Origin of the sequence: Agromyces sp. NPDC057865, assembly GCF_042796995.1 — a bacterium.
Taxonomy (GTDB): Bacteria; Actinomycetota; Actinomycetes; order Actinomycetales; family Microbacteriaceae; genus Agromyces.
The window spans coordinates 935,753-951,911 of record NZ_JBHVMJ010000002.1 but is presented as its reverse complement, the minus strand read 5'-3'; the positions used below and the strand labels follow the sequence as shown (position 1 = coordinate 951,911).

The 16,159-nt window shown below is 71.4% G+C and carries 15 protein-coding genes and 1 pseudogene; 9 read left to right on the top strand and 7 right to left on the bottom strand.

Features of this window, described 5'->3' with window-relative positions:
* The first annotated feature begins 2 nt into the window (after positions 1 to 2).
* Positions 3 to 923, top strand: a complete 921-nt coding sequence (locus ACFVN5_RS12100; RefSeq protein WP_376955410.1) for a cation diffusion facilitator family transporter — start codon at positions 3 to 5, stop codon at positions 921 to 923.
* A 196-nt stretch (positions 924 to 1,119) separates the two neighbouring features.
* Here ACFVN5_RS12100 and ACFVN5_RS12095 read toward each other — a convergent pair whose 3' ends face one another.
* Both ACFVN5_RS12095 and ACFVN5_RS12090 read right to left on the bottom strand, forming a co-directional pair.
* The gene (locus tag ACFVN5_RS12095; protein WP_376955408.1) at positions 1,120 to 2,382 is read right to left on the bottom strand and encodes an epoxide hydrolase family protein; all 1,263 of its coding nucleotides are present in this window, start codon (positions 2,380 to 2,382) and stop codon (positions 1,120 to 1,122) included.
* A gap of 27 nt (positions 2,383 to 2,409) precedes the next feature.
* The gene (locus tag ACFVN5_RS12090; protein ID WP_376955407.1) at positions 2,410 to 3,087 is read right to left on the bottom strand and encodes a helix-turn-helix domain-containing protein; all 678 of its coding nucleotides are present in this window, start codon (positions 3,085 to 3,087) and stop codon (positions 2,410 to 2,412) included.
* A 65-nt stretch (positions 3,088 to 3,152) separates the two neighbouring features.
* Here ACFVN5_RS12090 and ACFVN5_RS12085 point away from each other — a divergent pair.
* Positions 3,153 to 3,710 (top strand): annotated as a pseudogene (locus ACFVN5_RS12085) (epoxide hydrolase family protein); the annotation flags it as partial.
* Between the two features lie 581 nt (positions 3,711 to 4,291).
* On the opposite strand, the gene ACFVN5_RS12080 reads toward ACFVN5_RS12085, so the two are convergent.
* Both ACFVN5_RS12080 and ACFVN5_RS12075 read right to left on the bottom strand, forming a co-directional pair.
* On the bottom strand, positions 4,292 to 5,035 hold the full coding sequence (locus ACFVN5_RS12080) for a DedA family protein (RefSeq protein WP_376955406.1): 744 nt from the start codon (positions 5,033 to 5,035) through the stop codon (positions 4,292 to 4,294).
* A gap of 138 nt (positions 5,036 to 5,173) precedes the next feature.
* Positions 5,174 to 5,611: a biliverdin-producing heme oxygenase gene (locus ACFVN5_RS12075; RefSeq protein ID WP_376955405.1), complete on the bottom strand. Its 438-nt coding sequence runs from the start codon at positions 5,609 to 5,611 to the stop codon at positions 5,174 to 5,176.
* Here ACFVN5_RS12075 and ACFVN5_RS12070 point away from each other — a divergent pair.
* Positions 5,603 to 6,475 carry an LLM class flavin-dependent oxidoreductase gene (locus tag ACFVN5_RS12070; RefSeq protein WP_376955403.1) on the top strand — a complete coding sequence of 291 codons (873 nt, stop codon included), beginning with the start codon at positions 5,603 to 5,605 and terminating at the stop codon, positions 6,473 to 6,475. The two genes, ACFVN5_RS12075 and ACFVN5_RS12070, sit on opposite strands and share 9 nt — an antisense overlap.
* An 18-nt stretch (positions 6,476 to 6,493) precedes the next feature.
* The gene (locus ACFVN5_RS12065) at positions 6,494 to 6,856 is read left to right on the top strand and encodes a TMEM175 family protein (RefSeq protein WP_376955402.1); all 363 of its coding nucleotides are present in this window, start codon (positions 6,494 to 6,496) and stop codon (positions 6,854 to 6,856) included.
* On the opposite strand, the gene ACFVN5_RS12060 is transcribed toward ACFVN5_RS12065, so the two are convergent.
* Together ACFVN5_RS12060 and ACFVN5_RS12055 are read right to left on the bottom strand one after the other, a co-directional pair.
* Positions 6,853 to 7,572, bottom strand: a complete 720-nt coding sequence (locus tag ACFVN5_RS12060; RefSeq protein WP_376955400.1) for a response regulator — start codon at positions 7,570 to 7,572, stop codon at positions 6,853 to 6,855. The two genes, ACFVN5_RS12065 and ACFVN5_RS12060, sit on opposite strands and share 4 nt — an antisense overlap.
* The gene (locus ACFVN5_RS12055; protein ID WP_376955399.1) at positions 7,565 to 9,259 is read right to left on the bottom strand and encodes an ATP-binding protein; all 1,695 of its coding nucleotides are present in this window, start codon (positions 9,257 to 9,259) and stop codon (positions 7,565 to 7,567) included. The genes ACFVN5_RS12060 and ACFVN5_RS12055 overlap by 8 nt, the downstream gene beginning before the upstream one ends.
* 181 nt (positions 9,260 to 9,440) lie before the next feature.
* Here ACFVN5_RS12055 and ACFVN5_RS12050 point away from each other — a divergent pair, with 181 nt between their 5' ends.
* Positions 9,441 to 10,898, top strand: coding sequence for a cation:dicarboxylate symporter family transporter (locus ACFVN5_RS12050; protein WP_376955397.1), 1,458 nt, complete (start codon positions 9,441 to 9,443; stop codon positions 10,896 to 10,898).
* A 4-nt stretch (positions 10,899 to 10,902) separates the two neighbouring features.
* Positions 10,903 to 11,814 (top strand): HpcH/HpaI aldolase/citrate lyase family protein, encoded by a 912-nt coding sequence (locus tag ACFVN5_RS12045; RefSeq protein WP_376955395.1) that lies wholly within the window; start codon positions 10,903 to 10,905, stop codon positions 11,812 to 11,814.
* Positions 11,815 to 11,958: 144 nt separating this feature from the next.
* Here the strand turns inward: ACFVN5_RS12045 and ACFVN5_RS12040 are convergent, their stop codons facing one another.
* A complete protein-coding gene (locus tag ACFVN5_RS12040; RefSeq protein WP_376955394.1) occupies positions 11,959 to 13,047 on the bottom strand; it encodes an SDR family NAD(P)-dependent oxidoreductase in 1,089 nt (362 codons plus the stop codon).
* A gap of 70 nt (positions 13,048 to 13,117) precedes the next feature.
* On the opposite strand from ACFVN5_RS12040, the gene ACFVN5_RS12035 reads away from it, so the two are divergent.
* From ACFVN5_RS12035 to ACFVN5_RS12025, 3 genes are all read left to right on the top strand, one after another.
* On the top strand, positions 13,118 to 13,699 hold the full coding sequence (locus tag ACFVN5_RS12035) for a TetR family transcriptional regulator (RefSeq protein ID WP_376955393.1): 582 nt from the start codon (positions 13,118 to 13,120) through the stop codon (positions 13,697 to 13,699).
* Between the two features lie 78 nt (positions 13,700 to 13,777).
* Positions 13,778 to 15,661 (top strand): glycoside hydrolase family 15 protein, encoded by a 1,884-nt coding sequence (locus ACFVN5_RS12030; protein ID WP_376955392.1) that lies wholly within the window; start codon positions 13,778 to 13,780, stop codon positions 15,659 to 15,661.
* Between the two features lie 119 nt (positions 15,662 to 15,780).
* Positions 15,781 to 16,146: a hypothetical protein gene (locus ACFVN5_RS12025; RefSeq protein ID WP_376955391.1), complete on the top strand. Its 366-nt coding sequence runs from the start codon at positions 15,781 to 15,783 to the stop codon at positions 16,144 to 16,146.
* The last annotated feature ends 13 nt before the right edge of the window (positions 16,147 to 16,159 follow it).

Genomic DNA, 16,159 nt, shown 5'->3' with positions numbered 1-16,159 from the left:
GGATGGCACACTCGCACACCCATGAGGTCCCCTCCCACCGCGGTCGCATCGTGGTGGCGATGGCGATCATCGGCGCGTTCCTGGTGGTGCAGGTCGTCGGCGGCATCCTGAGCGGTTCGCTGGCGCTGCTCGCCGACGCGGGGCACATGGCGAGCGACCTCATCGGGCTCGTCGTCGCGCTCGTGGCGGCCATCGTCGCGGCGCGACCCGCGACCGACCGGCAGACCTACGGGTACCGGCGGGCGGAGGTGCTCGGGGCGCTCGTGAACGGCGTCATCCTGCTCGTCGTGTCGGTGTCGGTGGCCGTCTCGGCGATCGGACGGCTGATGAGCGGCGCCGAGGGCGAGGCGCACGAGGTGCAGGGCGTGCCGATGCTCGTCATCGCGGTCATCGGCCTCCTCGCGAACGTCGCCGCCATGCTCGTGCTGCGCAGCGGCGCGAAGGAGTCCATCAACATGCGCGGCGCCTACCTCGAGGTGCTCGGCGACCTCATCGGGTCGGGGCTCGTGATCATCGCCGCCCTCGTGATCGTCACCACGGGCTTCGACGCGGCCGACCCCATCGCGTCGCTCCTCATCGCCGTGCTCATCGTGCCGCGGGCGCTCTCGCTCCTGCGCGACGTCATGCACGTGCTCTTCGAGTCGGCGCCCGCCGACACCGACGTGGCCGAGATCCGCGAGCACCTGCTCGGCACCGCCGGCGTCGTCGCCGTGCACGACGTGCACGTGTGGCAGATCACGTCGGGGTCGCCGGTGTTCAGCGCGCACGTCGAAGTCGAGCCCGAGGTCTTCGAGTCGGGTCGCGCGGGCGAACTCCTCGACGAGCTGGGCGGATGCCTCGCCGAGCACTTCGACGTCGCGCACTCGACGTTCCAGCTCGAGCCGGCCGGCCGTGCTGAGCAGGAGCAGCCGCAGCATCCGTAGCGGATGTCGCGACGGACGCGCCTCGATGCAGCCGCAGGCGCCCGGCTCAGACCGCGAGCAGCCGCAGCATCCGTAGCGGATGCCGCGACGGTCGCGCCCCGACGCAGCCGCAGGCGCCCGGCTCAGACCGCGAGCAGCCGCAGCATCCGTAGCGGATGCCGCGACGGTCGCCCCGACGCGGCCGCAGGCGCCCGGCTCAGACCGCCAGCAGCCTCGCGAAGTAGGCGCGGATGTCGCCGACGAGCTCGTCGGGAGCCTCCATGGCCGGGAAGTGGCCGCCGCGGCGGTGCTCGCGCCAGAACGCGAGGTGCCCGTCGGGGTTGAGGATGCGCTCCATGAGCGGCTCCTCGCCGAACGCGGCCATGCCCTGCGGACGGTCGTGCTGACGGCCCCACGCCGCCTGGGCGTGCGCGGCCTCGTAGAGCAGGTTCGCGGCGCCGTCCCCGCCGCGGCCGAACCAGGTCACGGTGACGAGGGTGAGCAGCGCGTCGAGGTCGACCGCGTCCTCGGGCAGGTCAGCGCGCGGGTCGGTCCACTCCTGGAACTTCTCGACGATCCATGTCGCCTGCGCGATGGGGGAGTCGGTGAGCCCATAGGCGATGCTGAGCGGTCGCGTCGTCTGCAGCGCGAGATATCCGAAGTCCTCGGTGCGCGCGTCCTTCAGGCGCTGGTGGCGCTCGCGCTCGTCGTCGGTGAGGTGGTCGGTGGGCGGCGTGTACGCGGTCGCGATCGCACCGGGGTCGGTCGCCGCGATCGAGCCCAGCACGCGGTCGCCCGCGTCGAGGCAGAGCTGCTCGCTGACGCCGGCGCCGACGTCCTCGCCGAACACCGCGTAGCGGTCGTAGCCGAGCGCCTGCATGAGCTCGTCGAAGGCCCTCGCGGTGCGCGCGATGTCCCAGCCGTGGCTCGTGAGCGGGGTCGAGAACCCGAACCCCGGCATCGACGGGGCGACGACGTGGAAGGCGGGCGTCGCGGCATCCGCTGCACCGCCCTGCCCCGGCTCGGCGAGCAGCGGCGCGATACCCGCGAACTCGACGAAGCACGACGGATAGCCGTGCAGGAGCAGCAGCGGCACGGCCCCGTCGTCGCCGGAGCGCACGTGCAGCCCGTGGATCGGCTGGCCGTCGACCTCCGCGAGGAACTGGGGGAGCCGGTTGAGCCGCGCCTCCTCGGCCCGCCAGTCGTAGCCCTCGAGCCAGTAGCGGGCGAGGCGCTGTGCGTACGGCACTGGCGTTCCGCGCGCCCAGTCCTCGGTGAGCGCGGCAGGCCAGCGCGTTCGCGCGAGCCGATCCCGCAGGTCGGCGAGCTCCTCGTCGGGGATCGCGATCGTGTACGGCCGGATGTCCATGGCGTGGGTCCTCTCGATGGTGCGATCGCGGGCGGCGTCGTGCGCCGTTCCCTGCGTCGACGCGTCGAGTGAAGCGGATGCCGCGGGCGCCGTCTTGAACCGGAGCGACACGTGTCCGCGATGCGCCGCCGCGCCGCACTACACCGGCTCGTCGCGACGCTGCGACTCCGCGGGCGTGTAGCCCGTGAGCCGCTTCACGTCGCGGGTGAGGTGCGACTGGTCGGCGTAGCCCAGCGCGTACGCGACATCCGCGATCGCCTCGCCGGTGCGCAGGCGGGCGGCCGCCTCCCTGGCGCGGACGATCTGCCGCACCTGGCCGAGGCTCCGCCCCGTGATGCGGGTGAAGTGGCGCTCGACCGTGCGCACCGAGGCCGCCGGTTCGTCGCCGTGCAGGGCCGCCTCGATGAGCTCGTCGTGCGCGAGCAGCCCGGCGTCGTCGAAGGTCGCGAGCAGCGCATCGACGTCGTCGAAGTCGGGCACGGGCCAACTGCGGCCCGCGAGCTCGAAGTGCTCATCGTCGGGCATCGGCAGCGGCACCGTGCGATCGCACATCGAGTGCGGATCGACGTGCGTGAAGTAGGTGCCCTGCGTGAACCGGACGCCGACGTTGCGGTTGCCGGCCCGGTAGGGCACGACCGTCGGTCGCGACGACGGGCCGCTCAGCAGCACGCGCGACCCGTGCGGCATGCGCGTGAAGATCATGTCCCAGCAGGCGTCGGCCGCGGCGAGGTAGGTTCCGTCGGTCGTGTCGACGGTGTGCCAGAGCACGTCGACGAACCGGGACGATGAGGCTTTCTCCTCGTAGAGGAAGCTCATGCGGCCGAGTGTAGTCCCGGCCTCCGACGGCCTGCAGGGGCCAGGTGTGCCGCTAGCTTCGAGGGATGGAATCCTTCACGATCGCCGTCCCTTCCGAGGTGCTCGACGACCTGCCGTCACGCCTCACGCGCACGCGCTACACCAGGCCGAGCGCGCGGGGGTGGGAGGCCGGCACGGACCCGGCCTACCTCCGCTCCCTTGTCGAGTACTGGGCGGGCGAATTCGACTGGCGCGCCGCCGAGGCCAGGCTGAACGCGTATCCGCAGTTCCTCGACCGAGGACAGCACTTCGTGCACCTGCGTCGTGACGAGAGTCGGCCGCCGGTGCTGCTCGCGCACGGGTGGCCGAGCAGCTTCCTCGAGATGCTGCCGCTCGCCGACCTGCTCGACGTCGACGTCGTGATCCCGTCGCTGCCCGGATTCCTGTTCTCCGAGCTCGTCGACGGCCCGATCACCCGCGCCGCCATCGCCGAGACGTTCCACACGCTCATGACCGAGACCCTCGGCTACGAGCGGTACTTCCTGTTCGGCGGCGACATCGGCGGCGCGGCATCCGGATGGCTTGCGACGATGCACCCCGAGGAGGTCGCCGGCCTGCACGTGATACACGGGCCGTTCCCGGCAAACTTCGACGCGAGCCCCATCACCCCGGAGGAGCAGGCGTTCCTCGATGGCGAGGAGGCCCGCGACGAGGTGGACTCGGGCTACAGCTGGATCATGGGCACGCGCCCCGACACCATCGCGGCCGCCCTCGCCGACTCGCCGGCCGGCCTCGCGGCGTGGATCATCGACAAGCTCGACGCCTGGATCGATCCGGCCGGCGATCTCGAGAGCCGCTTCGACAAGGACACCCTGTGCACCGTGCTCACCCTGTACTGGGTCACCGAGTCGATCGGGACGTCGTTCCGCCAGTACCTCGACTGGCCGAAGAACGGACCACGACCGACGATCACCGTGCCCGTCGCCGTCACGCGGAGCCACGAAGCCGGCATGGAGCTGTTCCCGCGCTCGATCGCCGAGCGCGCGGCGACGGACATCCGCCAGTTCTCGACCCCCGGATCACGGCGGTCATTTCCTCGCATTCGAGGAGCCGCGGCTGATCGCCGACGAGCTCGGCGCGTTCATGCGCGCGGTCGGTTAGCGGGAACCGCCGGACGCGGCGTCGTCGCGCCGCCACGGGACGACCCGCGCAGCAGGGACCGCGCTCAGCGCTCCTCGGGACCGCGCTCGAAGACCTCGGGGTCGAGCACGAGGTGCTCCGCCTCCTCGTGGTCGGTCACGACGTCTTCGCCCGCCTCGGCCGCCCGCTTCGCCTTGCGCGACGACTGGAAGTAGTGCCACAGGGTCGGGATGAGCGTGAGCACCACCGCGCCGATGAGGATGACGTCGATGTACTCCTGCACGAACTCGGCCACGGGCGGGATGTAGCCGATGAGGTAGCCGAAGTACGTCAGCCCGACGCCCCAGATGATGGCGCCGATGAAGTTGTAGAGCGTGTACCTCTTGTAGTTCATGTGGCCGACGCCGGCGGCGACCGGCGCGAAGGTCCGCACGATCGGAACGAAGCGGGCCAGGATGATGGCGAGCGCGCCGAAGCGCTCGAAGAACGCGTTGGTGCGTTCGACGTTCTTCACGCTGAAGAGCCCGGACTCCTTGCGTTCGAACACGCTGGGGCCGAACTTGTGCCCGATGAGGTAGCCCATCTCGCCGCCGAGGAACGCCGCCAGGCCAATCGCCAGGCACACCCACCAGATGTCGACGCCGAACACGAGCGACGTGTGCGTGAGCAGTCCCGAGATGACGAGCAGCGTGTCGCCGGGGAGCAGGAAGCCGACGAGCAGCCCCGTCTCGGCGAACACGATGAGGCACACCACCACGAGCGCCCAGGGTCCTGCCGCGGAGATGATCGTCTCGGGATCGAGCCACGGGATGAGGGCGGTATGGATCATGTGCTGGGCTCCAGTCGTCGGACACGGCGGATCGCCGGGTCAACAGGCGGCGTGGTGTCGTTGCAGTCTACCCAGCGGATGCCGCGGCCGACTGGGATCCCGCCGGGAAATCATCCGAGCGGATGAGCCGGCACGAGCTCAGGCGTCGAGCGCCTCGAAGATCGCGCTGTTCATGCGGAACGACGTGCGCACCTCGGCGATGAGCACGTCGACCTCGGCGGGCTGGAGCGCGAGCGCGTTCATCGCCTCGCGGTAGCCGCGCTTGTAGCGCACCACGCCGTCGTCGGCGACGTCGAACCGGTAGAACCCGAGCTGCTCGGCCGTCGCGCCGTAGTGCCGGGCGACGAGCGACGCGATCGCCTGGCCGCCCGACAGGTCGCCGAGGTACCGCGTGTAGTGGTGCGCGAGGTAGCGCACGTCGTCGTCGGCGACGTCGCGCAGGTGGGCCGCATACTCGGCCGTCTCCGGCAGGGGCGGGTGCGCGTCACGCCAGTCGGATGCCGTAGGGCTCGGGCGCGAAGGAGGGAAGGGTCGCTCGTGTCGGAGGTCGTCGGTAACGTCGCGCGCATGCGGCACGGCTTCATCTTCACCGGCACCGATCCCGAGCTCGCGGTCGAGCTCGCACCGCTCGCCGAGGTGTCAGGGTGGGACGCGTTCTTCGTCTGGGAGGGCATCTGGGCGACCGACCCCTGGGCGGTGCTCGCGGCGTGCGCGGTCGTGACCGAGCGCATCCAACTCGGCACGATGCTCACGCCCGTGCCGCGCCGCCGCCCGTGGGAGCTCGCCGGCCAGACGATGACCGTCGACCGGCTCTCGAAGGGGCGCGTCATCCTCTCGGCCGGGCTCGGCGTGCCTCAAGACGTCGAGCAGCGGTTCTGGATCTTCGAGGACGACCCGGGTCGACGCGAGCGCGCCGAGCTGCTCGACGAGGGGCTCGAGCTCATGGAGCACCTCTGGCAGGGTGAGCCGTTCACGTACGAGGGCGACCACTTCCACGCGAAGCGCACCGACACCATGCTGCCGCCGAAGATCGTGCAGGAGCCGCGCATCACCACGTGGGTGGTCGGCGTCTGGCCGCGCATGAAGTCCATGCGGCGCGTGGCGCGCTACGACGGCTGGATCCCGAACTACGCGCCGCCGGGCGCGTCCGGCATCGATCCCGACGAGCAGCAGCGCACCTACACGCCCGAGATCGCCGCCGAGGCGATCACGTGGATCCGCGCCGAGCGCGAGCGCCTCGGTCTCGCCGATCGGCCGTTCGACGTCGTGCAGGAGGGCACGACCGGCGGCGTCGACCCCGAGTCGGATGCCGCGCGCGTCCGCCCCTGGGCCGAGGCGGGCGCCACGTGGTGGCTCGAGTCCGAATGGCAGGTGCCCGCCGAGCGCGTCGCCGAGTACGCTCGCGAGCGGCTGCGCGCGGGTCCGCCGCGGGTCGACTGACGCCCCGAGGCTGTGCGCATGACGCGCCTCCGCACCGAGCGCGGCCTCGACCGGCTGGTGAACTTCTCCGACGCGACCGTTGCGATCGCGATCACCGTGCTCCTGCTGCCGCTCGTCGACATCGCCCTCGAGATCGAGAAGCTCTCGCTCGGTGACCTGTTCGCGCGAAACCTCGGCACGATCATCGCGTTCGCCATCACGTTCGCCGTGATCGCACGACTGTGGTTCTCGCACCATCGCCTGTTCGAGGCGGCGATCGACTACGACAGCGGCATGATCTGGGTCAACTTCCTCTGGCTCGCGAGCATCGTCGTGATGCCGTTCACGGCGAACGTGCTGCACCGGCGTGCAGCGCGCGAAGACGCGCCCGCTTCGCCCTAGCGCAGCCGGTACTCCACCTCGGGCCGGCCCGGCGCGCCGTAGCGGCTCGCCCGCTCGACGACCCCGCTGTCGGCGAGGTGCTCGAGGTACCGCCGCGCGGTGACCCGCGACAGGTCGAGCGCGCCGGCGAGCTCCGTCGCCGAGACCGCGCTCGCCGGTGCGGCTCGCACCGCCGCTCGCACGCGGTCGAGCGTCTCGCGTGTCAGCCCCTTGGGCAGGTCGCCGCCCGAGCTCGTGCGCAGCGCCGCGAACGACGCGTCGACCTCCTGCTGGTCGGTGACCACGGCCGTGCCGACGCGCGCGTGGTAGTCGCGATACGCCGTGAGCTTCTCGGCGAACGCGGCGAAGCCGAACGGCTTGATGAGGTACTGCACGATGCCGAGCGACACGGCCGAGCGCACCACGGCGGCATCGCGCACGGCGGTCACCGCGATGACGTCGGTCTCGATGCCGGCGGCGCGCAGCGACCGGCAGAGCTCGATCCCCGTCGTGTCGGGGAGGTTCACGTCGAGGAGGATGAGGTCGAACGGCGCGGCGCGACCCTCGCGGGCGTCCCGCAGGATCCGGATCGCCTCGTGCCCCGTGTGCGCGACGCCCGCCGTGCGGAAGCCGTCGACGCGCTCGACGTAGGCTGCGTGCGCCTCGGCGGTGATGGGGTCGTCCTCCACGACGAGCACTCTCAGCGACGGGTCGGCCCGGCCGGTCGGGTCAGCCATCGGTCGTCGCCTCCGCGGCGGCGGGCGGGGGCGCGGATGCCGCGGCGGGGGCCGGCGCGACCGCGATGGGCAGCGTCACCGCGAAGCGCGAGCCCGTCACGTGGATGCGCCCGCCGATGCGCGTGACCGCCTGGCGCACGAGCGCGAGCCCGATGCCGTGTCCGGCGGCGCGCTTCGTGGTCACGCCGAGGTCGAACACGTGGTCGCCGTCGCGGGGTCCGGGCCCGCTGTCGGCGACCGCGATGCGCAGCTCGTCGCCCTCGGCCCGCACCGAGACCTCGACCCCGGGCGAGGGCGTGGCGGATGCCGCGTCGAGCGCGTTGTCGATGAGGTTGCCGACGATCGCGATGAGGTCGCGCGCCGGCACCGAGGTGGCTTCGAGCCGGTCGGGGAGATCGAGCTCGAAGGCGATTCCGCGCTCGGACGCCTGCGCCGCCTTGCCGAGGAGCAGCGCGAGCAGCACGGGCTCCTCGACGGCCGAGAGCAGCCGGTCGGCGAGGGCCTGGCTGAGGGCGAGCTCGGAGGTCGCGAGCTCCGCGGCATCCTGCGCCCGGTCGAGCTCGATGAGCGCGATGATCGTGTGCAGCCGGTTCGCGAACTCGTGCGCCTGCGAGCGCAGCGCGTCGGAGAGGGTCGTCATGGTGGCGAGCTCGCCGGTGAGCTCCTGAAGCTCGGTGTGGTCGCGGATCGTCGTGACGGAGCCGATGCGACCGGTGCCGATGCGCCCGGCGCCGGCGCGCTCGCGCCCGCGGTCCCGGTTCCGGTCGCGACCACGCTCACGGGAGACGATGACGTCGCGGTCGATCACGAGCACGTGCGTCGGCGTGATGGCGATCTCGTCGACCACGGCGTCGGTGCGACCGAGCACCTCGGCGACCGCCGGGGGCAGGTCGAACCGGTCGAGCGGCGTCGGCTCGTCGCGCCCGCGCTCGCGGCGGGGGAGGCCGAGCAGCTCCGCGGCGCGGTCGTTGTAGAGCACCACGGCGCCCGAGCGGTCCTGCAGCACGAGGCCCTCGCCGATGGAGTGCAGCACGCCCTCGTAGTAGGCGAACATGCGGCTCATCTCCTCGGCGCCGCGACCCCACGTGACGCGCCGGAGGTAGCGGCTGAGGAGCCAGGCGCCGACGGCGCCGATCGCGATCATGGCGAGGGCGGCGAGGATGACGGTCGCGATGCGGCCGCCGAGGGCGACCTGGGTGTTCGACACCGTGACGCCCGCGGCGACGAGCGCGATCACGTCGCCGGCGTCGTCCTCGACGGGGACGACGGCACGCACCGACGGACCGAGCGTGCCCGTGTACGTCTCGGTGAAGGCCTCGCCCGCGAGGGCGCGGTCGATGTTGCCGAGGAACTTCTGGCCGATCTGGGCGGGATCGCGATGCGTGTACCGGGTGCGGTCGGGCGCCATGATCGTCACGAAGTCGACCCCTGCCTCGGTCATGACGTCCTCGGCGTACGGCTGCAGTCGCGACGACGGGTCGCCCGTGCCCAGCGCGGTGCGCACGAACGGATCCGACGCGAGCGTCTCGGCGACGGCCATGCTCTTCGCGGCCGCGTCGCGTTCGACGTCGGCGCGGGCGTCCGCCCAGATCCACACGACGGCGATCGTCGCGAGCGCCACGATCATGACGAGTTGCAGGACGAAGAGCTTCGTGGCGATGCTCCAGCCCCGGATCCATCGCGTCATCGTGTCACCTCGCTCCATCGCTGCATTCAGCCTAGGCAGCGGTGCGAGCGCGTGGTGCGAACACTATGAACACAACGCGAGCGCGGGGCATCCGCCGTCTCATGCTTGCCCGATACCGACCCCATCGTCGACCGGCCCGCACCGACGACCGGCGATGAACCGACACGGAAGGCAGACGGCAATGGCGCTCCAGTCTCGAACCCCGGGCACGAAGTCCCGGCGCAGGATCGACTCCTCGCACTACCTCTACATCGCGGTGATCGGCGCGGTGCTCGCGGGCATCACGGTGGGCCTCGTCGCTCCCGAGTTCGCGGTGGGCCTGAAGCCCATCGGGGACGCGTTCGTGCTGCTCATCAAGATGATGATCGCCCCGATCATCTTCTGCACGATCGTGCTCGGCGTCGGCTCGATCGCGAAGGCGGCCACCGTCGGCAAGGTCGGCGGGCTGGCGCTGCTCTACTTCATCGTCATGTCGACGTTCGCGCTCGGCATCGGCCTCGTGGTGGGCAACCTCATCCACCCGGGCGAGGGCCTCAACATCTCGGGCGCCACCTACGACGCCGGCACGACCGAGGCGAAGACGACGCCGGAGTTCGTGCTCGGGATCATCCCGACCTCGCTGCTCTCGGCGCTCGTCGACGGCAACATCCTGCAGGTGCTCTTCGTGGCGCTGCTCGTGGGCTTCGCGCTGCAGAAGATGGGTCCGAAGGGCACGCCGATCCTCGGCGCGATCCGCCAGATCCAGGGGCTCGTGTTCCGCATCCTCGCGATGATCATGTGGGTCGCGCCCATCGGCGCGTTCGGCGCGATCGCCGCCGTGGTCGGCGCGACGGGCGTCGGCGCCATCTTCGCGCTCGGCACGCTCATGGTCGCGTTCTACATCACGTGCATCCTCTTCATCGTGGTGGTGCTCGGGTCGCTGCTCTGGGCCGTCACGCGGGTCAGCATCTTCAAGGTGATGAAATACCTCGGCCGCGAGTACCTGCTCATCGTCTCGACGTCGTCGAGCGAGGTCGTGCTGCCGCGCCTCATCGCCAAGATGGAGCACGCGGGCGTGTCGAAGCCGGTGGCGGGCATCACCATCCCGACGGGCTACTCGTTCAACCTCGATGGCACCGCGATCTACCTGACGATGGCGTCGCTGTTCATCGCGAGCGCGATGGGCACGCCGCTCTCGCTCGGCGAGCAGGTCGGCCTGCTGCTGTTCATGATGGTCGCCTCGAAGGGCGCGGCCGGCGTCACCGGCGCGGGACTCGCGACCCTCGCGGGCGGTCTGCAGGCGCACCGGCCCGACCTCGTCGACGGCGTCGGCGTCATCGTCGGCATCGACCGGTTCATGTCGGAGGCGCGGGCGCTCACCAACTTCACGGGCAACGCCGTCGCGACCCTGCTCGTCGGCACCTGGACGAAGCAGCTCGACCGCGACCAGCTGCGTCACGTGCTGGCGGGCGAGCGTCCGTTCGACGAGGCGACCATGAGCGTCGACGACCACCTGTCGCCCGACGAGCGGGCGGAGGTCGAGCGCGAGGCGGGCCACGAGGTCGACCCGGCGCATGAGGGCCGTCCCTCCACCGCCGCGATCGCCGCGATAGTGGGCGACCTCGACGAGGAGAAGGCCGGGCAGGGCAGTGGGCGCTGAGTCGATGACGACGACGGCGTCGACGTCGACCGGGACCGTCACGGCCTCGGGCGTCGAGGCGGGCACCGCATCCGCGGTGCCCGCCGGGCTCGCCCGCTCGTGGCTGCTCGTTCCGGGCTCGGCGTCCGACCTCGAGCGCCGCGTCGCGGCATCCGTCGCCGACGTCGTCGTGGTCGACCTCGAGGACGGCGTCGCGCCCGACGACAAGGGCCGCGCTCGGCGGGCGCTCGCCGCGGCCGCCGACGCCGGCCTGCGGCCGTGGGTGCGCATCGGCGACGCGGCCTCCGACGAGTGGCGAGCCGACGTCGCCCTGCTGCACGGGCGCGATCTCGTGGCGGGCGTCGTGCTCGCCAAGGTCGAGGCGCGCGATCACGTGCGGCGCACGGTGGACGCCCTCGATGGCGGGCTGCCGATCGTCGCGCTCCTCGAGAGCGCACGCGGCGTCGAGGCCGCGCTCGAGCTCGCCGAGGCGCCCGGCGTCATGCGGCTCGCGTTCGGCAGCGGCGACTTCCGGCGCGACACGGGCGCGGCCGACGATCCGCTCGCGCTGCTCTACGCGCGCTCGCGGCTCGTGTCGGCGAGCCGTGCCGCGGGCCTGCCGGGTCCCGTCGACGGACCCACGGTGCCGCGCGATGCCGACCTGCTCGCCACGGCGTCGCGGCACGCGGCATCCCTCGGCATGACGGGTCGGCTCTGCCTGCGCGAGGAGCAGGTCGTCGCCGTCAACGCTGCGCTGAGCCCGACCGGCGAGGAGCTCGCGTGGGCGGACGACGTGCTCGCCACGCTCGAGCGGTGCGGGATCCGCGACGGCAGCGACCTGCCGCGCATCGCGCGGGCGCGAGCCGTCCGCGACGCTGCCTCGGCGTTCGGCATCGAGGCGGATGCCGCACGGCCCAGCTCGGACTACGCCGACTGAGCGGTGCGGCTCCGGCCGCCGCGGAAGGGCCCGCGTGCGGCATTCAGCCGGGGCGTCACCGAGAGCTTCGGGATGAAGCGCGCGACCGCCAGGTCGCGGTGGAACGTGGGCACGGGCTGGACGCCGTCGTCTCGCCGACCCGGCCTACGCCGCCGACCAGCCGCCGTCGGACGCGAGCACGACGCCGTTCACGTTCACGCCGTCCTCGGAGAGCAGGAACGTGATGGATGCCGCGAGCGCCTCGGCCTCGGCGGCGTCGGGCAGGATCGCCATGGCCTGGCGCACGCGCTCCGCACCGAGCGGCGACGCGAACGACGCCTCGATGTTCGTGATGGTCGGGCCGGGAGCCACGGCGTTCACGCGCAGGCCGCTCGGGCCGTACATGAACGCGGTCGACTTCGTGAGGCCGACCACGGCGTGCTTCGAGGCCGTGTAGGCCACGCCGGCCGCCGAGCCGCGCAGCGCCGCCTCCGAGGCGGTGTTCACGATCGAGCCGGTGCCCTTCGCGAGCATCGTCGGCACGACGGCGCGCATGAGCTTCATGGTGCCGTCGACGTTCACGCGCATCACGCGCTGCCACACGGCGTCGGTGAGCTCGCCGATGGGGGTCATGTCGTCCATGATCCCGGCGATGTTCGCGAGGCCGTCGATGCGCTCGCCGGCCGCCGCCACGATCTCGGCCACCTTCGCGTCGTCGGTGATGTCGGCGACGAGCGTCACGACGTCGGCGCCCGCGTGGTCCGCGGCGAACTCGTCGAGGCGCTCCTGCGACACGTCGACGGCCACGACGCGGCCGCCCTCGCGGGCGATGCGCGACGCGGTGGCGCGGCCGATGCCCGAGCCCGCGCCGGTCACGATGACGGTCTTGCCCGCGAAGCGGCCCTGATCGAGTCGCTCGACCCACTCGGGTCGCTCGACGGACGTGCCCGCGGCATCCGTGTCGTCGTCGGCGGTCGCCTCGGCAGCTGCAGCGCGCGCGTCGGCGGAAGCGGCGGCGCCCGCGGGCACCTCGCCCGCGGCCGCGCGCGCGACGAGGTCGTCGACCATCTGCTGGCTGAACTGCCCCTTGCTGAGCTTGACCAGGCGCTTCAGCGCGAGGCGGTACACCGGGCGCAGCACGCTCGGGTCCTGGCCGGCCTGCGCGAGCATGTCGCGGATGATCGGACCGCCGACCGGGTGCTCGAGCCAGGTCTTGATGGAGTCGTCGCCGGTGAGGGGCTTGGGGGTGCTCATGGGGGTGCTTCCTTCTCTCTGGGCGTCCGAACCATACCGGACATCCTTGTCCGGTAGTAACGTAACACCCGTGCCTGAGCGTGGGAAGGGAATCCAGGGCGAGCGCAAGCCCAATCGCGGGCCGAGCGCCGGACCCGGGAATCGGCGCGCGCTCATCGCCGCCGCGCGTGAGGTCTTCGCGACCGAAGGGCTGCAGGCGCCGTTCAGCGCGGTGGCGAAGAAGGCGGGAGTCGGCCAGGGCAGCCTCTACCGGCACTTCCCCGACCGGCTCTCGCTGGCGGTCGCCGTGTTCGACGAGAACCTCGATGAGCTCGACCTCGCGGTCGCGCCCTCCGATGCCACGCTCGACGACCTGCTCGACGCGATCATCGGGCAGGTCGTGGTGTCGACGGCGTTCATCGACCTCATCTGGCACAACCGCCACGACGAGCGCGTGACGCACCTGAGCGACAAGCTGGCGGGCATCGTGGAGCGCGTGCTGGTGCGCGAACAGGCCGCCGGGCGACTCGGCGACCACGTCGAGTCCGCCGACGTGCTGCTCGCGATCACCATGCTCGCCGACGTGATCTCGCGGGCGGATGCCGCGGAGCGCCCCGACGTGGCCCGCCGGGCGTGGTCGCTCATGCACCACGCGTTCCTGCCGCGGGACTGACGCCGACACCCCCGAACGCGGCCCTGAGCCCGCCGCCGCGGCCGTGAGAACATGGCGCTGGGGATTGGGGGCTGGCGCATGGCCGACACGTATCCGAACATCGCCGACCACGGGCTCATCGGCGACCTGCAGACGGCCGCGCTCGTGGACTCGAACGGCACGATCGACTGGTTCTGCTGCCCGAGGTTCGACTCGCCGAGCGTGTTCGCGTCGCTGCTCGACGCCGAGCGAGGCGGCTTCTGCAGCGTGCGTCCGGCGACCGACGACTTCGTGTCGCGCCAGCTCTACCTGCCGAACACGGCGATCCTCGTGACGCGGTTCATGACCGAGCAGGGCGTCGGCGAGCTCATCGACTTCATGCCCGTGGCCGACGGCGTCGCCACCGACCGGCACCGTCTCGTGCGGATGCTGCGCGTGGTGCGCGGGACGTTGGACTTCGTCGCCGAGGTGCAGCCCCGCTTCGACTACGGCCGGCAGGCGCACGACTTCTCGGCGGTCGAGGGCGAGGGCGCCATCTTCCGGTCGCCCGACCAGGCGCTCACGATGCACCGCGTGGGCGATTTCGTGATGCACGGCGGCCAGCGGGCCGGGCGCGGCGAGCTCGTCGGCCAGGGCGTGCGCATCACCGGCTCGCTCGACGCGGGCGAGATGACGGGCGTGATGCTCGAGTCGGGCGGCGTGCCGCCGAAGCGCATCACGCACGACGAGCTGACCGACCTGTTCCTCGAGACCCGCCGGTTCTGGCGCGAGTGGAACGAACGCTCGACCTATCGTGGGCGCTGGCGCGAGATGGTCGCCCGCTCGGCGATGACCCTGAAGCTCATGACGTACGCGCCGACGGGGGCGCTCGTCGCGGCGCCGACGGCGGGTCTGCCCGAGCAAATCGGCGGGGAGCGCAACTGGGACTACCGGTACACGTGGATCCGCGACGCCTCGTTCTCGGTGTACGCCCTGCTCGGCCTCGGCTACACCGAGGAGGCCGAGCAGTTCGTGGAGTGGCTCATGCAGCGCGTGCACGAGAGCGCCGGCGACACGTCGGGACCGCTGAAAATCATGTACCGCGTCGACGGCTCGTCGGACCTCGTCGAGGAGACCCTCGACCACCTCTCGGGGTATCGCGGTTCCGCCCCGGTGCGGATCGGCAACGGCGCGGCCGACCAGCTGCAGCTCGACATCTACGGCGAGGCCATGGACTCGATCCACCTCGCCGACACGCACGGGCTCCAGCTCCCGCATGTCGGCTGGTCGCAGCTCAGCCAGCTCCTCGACTGGGTCTGCGACCACTGGGACACCGCCGAGGAGGGCATCTGGGAGACCCGCGGCGGGCCGAAGAAGTTCACGTACGGACGCTTCATGTGCTGGATCGCGCTCGACCGCGGCATCCGCCTCGCGCAGTCGCGGGGTCGGCCGGCGCCCATCCCGCGATGGCGCGAGCAGCGCGACGCGATCTACGCGTGGGTCATGGAGAACGGCTGGGACGAGGAGCGGAAGGCGTTCGTGCAGTACGAGGGCACCGAGGTGCTCGACGCGTCGCTCCTCATGATGCCGCTGATGGGCTTCATCGCGCCGCGCGACCCGATGTGGCTCTCGACGCTCGACGCGATGGAGGACGAGCTCGTCTCGGACAGCCTCGTCTACCGCTACAACCCGAGCGCGTCACCAGACGGCCTTCGCGGGTCCGAGGGCACGTTCACGCTGTGCTCCTTCTGGTACGTCGACGCGCTCGCGCGATCGGGGTTCCTCGACGAGGCGCAGCTCGTGTTCGAGAAGATGCTCACCTACGCGAACCACCTCGGCCTCTACGCCGAGGAGATCGGCCTCACCGGGGAGCAGCTCGGCAACTTCCCGCAGGCGTTCAGCCACCTCTCGCTCATCAACGCCGCTGTGAACCTCGACTACCAGCTCGACCACGGGTCGGGCTTCGTCGACCCCGTGCTGGCGAAGGGCCGCCGGGTCATCTGAACGGATGCCGCGAGGCGCCGCCGCAGCATCCGTGACACGCCGAGGCGCGGTTCGCCCGACCCGAGGCATCCTCGCAGTACGTTGAGGCCAAGCACCTCACTGTGAGCAAAGGAGCCATCGTGGCAGGTCCTCGTCCTGGGGGAGTCACCCTCGTCGCCGTTCTCGCCTGGATCTCTGGAGCACTCCAGATCCTCACCGGCGTCCTCATCCTCTTCGGTGGCCAGGGCGGCGGTACGACCGTCGCCTGGGTGGCGATCATCATCGGCATCATCACGATCATCGTGAGCCTCGGCCTGTTCCGGGGGAACAACGCTGCGAGGATCATCGTGGCGATCATCTTCGCGCTGAACCTGATCTCGGCGATCATCACGATGTTCGCGTATCCGGCGCAGCTCTGGTCGGCGCTGATCGCCGGTGCGCTGGCGCTCATCGGCCTGCTGCTGCTCTTCTCGGCCCGGGCGAACGAGTTCTTCCGCACCGCCTGACCACCGTCACCGA

Excerpts from the sequence above, each read along its gene's own strand:
- ACFVN5_RS12060 (WP_376955400.1), bottom strand. The coding sequence starts at position 7,572 with ATGGCTGACCCGACCGGCCGGGCCGACCCGTCGCTGAGAGTGCTCGTC.
- ACFVN5_RS12080 (WP_376955406.1), bottom strand. The coding sequence starts at position 5,035 with ATGATCCATACCGCCCTCATCCCGTGGCTCGATCCCGAGACGATCATC.
- ACFVN5_RS12090 (WP_376955407.1), bottom strand. The coding sequence starts at position 3,087 with ATGAGCTTCCTCTACGAGGAGAAAGCCTCATCGTCCCGGTTCGTCGAC.
- ACFVN5_RS12055 (WP_376955399.1), bottom strand. The coding sequence starts at position 9,259 with ATGACGCGATGGATCCGGGGCTGGAGCATCGCCACGAAGCTCTTCGTC.
- ACFVN5_RS12065 (WP_376955402.1), top strand. The coding sequence starts at position 6,494 with ATGACGCGCCTCCGCACCGAGCGCGGCCTCGACCGGCTGGTGAACTTC.
- ACFVN5_RS12070 (WP_376955403.1), top strand. The coding sequence starts at position 5,603 with ATGCGGCACGGCTTCATCTTCACCGGCACCGATCCCGAGCTCGCGGTC.
- ACFVN5_RS12045 (WP_376955395.1), top strand. The coding sequence starts at position 10,903 with ATGACGACGACGGCGTCGACGTCGACCGGGACCGTCACGGCCTCGGGC.
- ACFVN5_RS12030 (WP_376955392.1), top strand. The coding sequence starts at position 13,778 with ATGGCCGACACGTATCCGAACATCGCCGACCACGGGCTCATCGGCGAC.
- ACFVN5_RS12050 (WP_376955397.1), top strand. The coding sequence starts at position 9,441 with ATGGCGCTCCAGTCTCGAACCCCGGGCACGAAGTCCCGGCGCAGGATC.
- ACFVN5_RS12100 (WP_376955410.1), top strand. The coding sequence starts at position 3 with ATGGCACACTCGCACACCCATGAGGTCCCCTCCCACCGCGGTCGCATC.
- ACFVN5_RS12040 (WP_376955394.1), bottom strand. The coding sequence starts at position 13,047 with ATGAGCACCCCCAAGCCCCTCACCGGCGACGACTCCATCAAGACCTGG.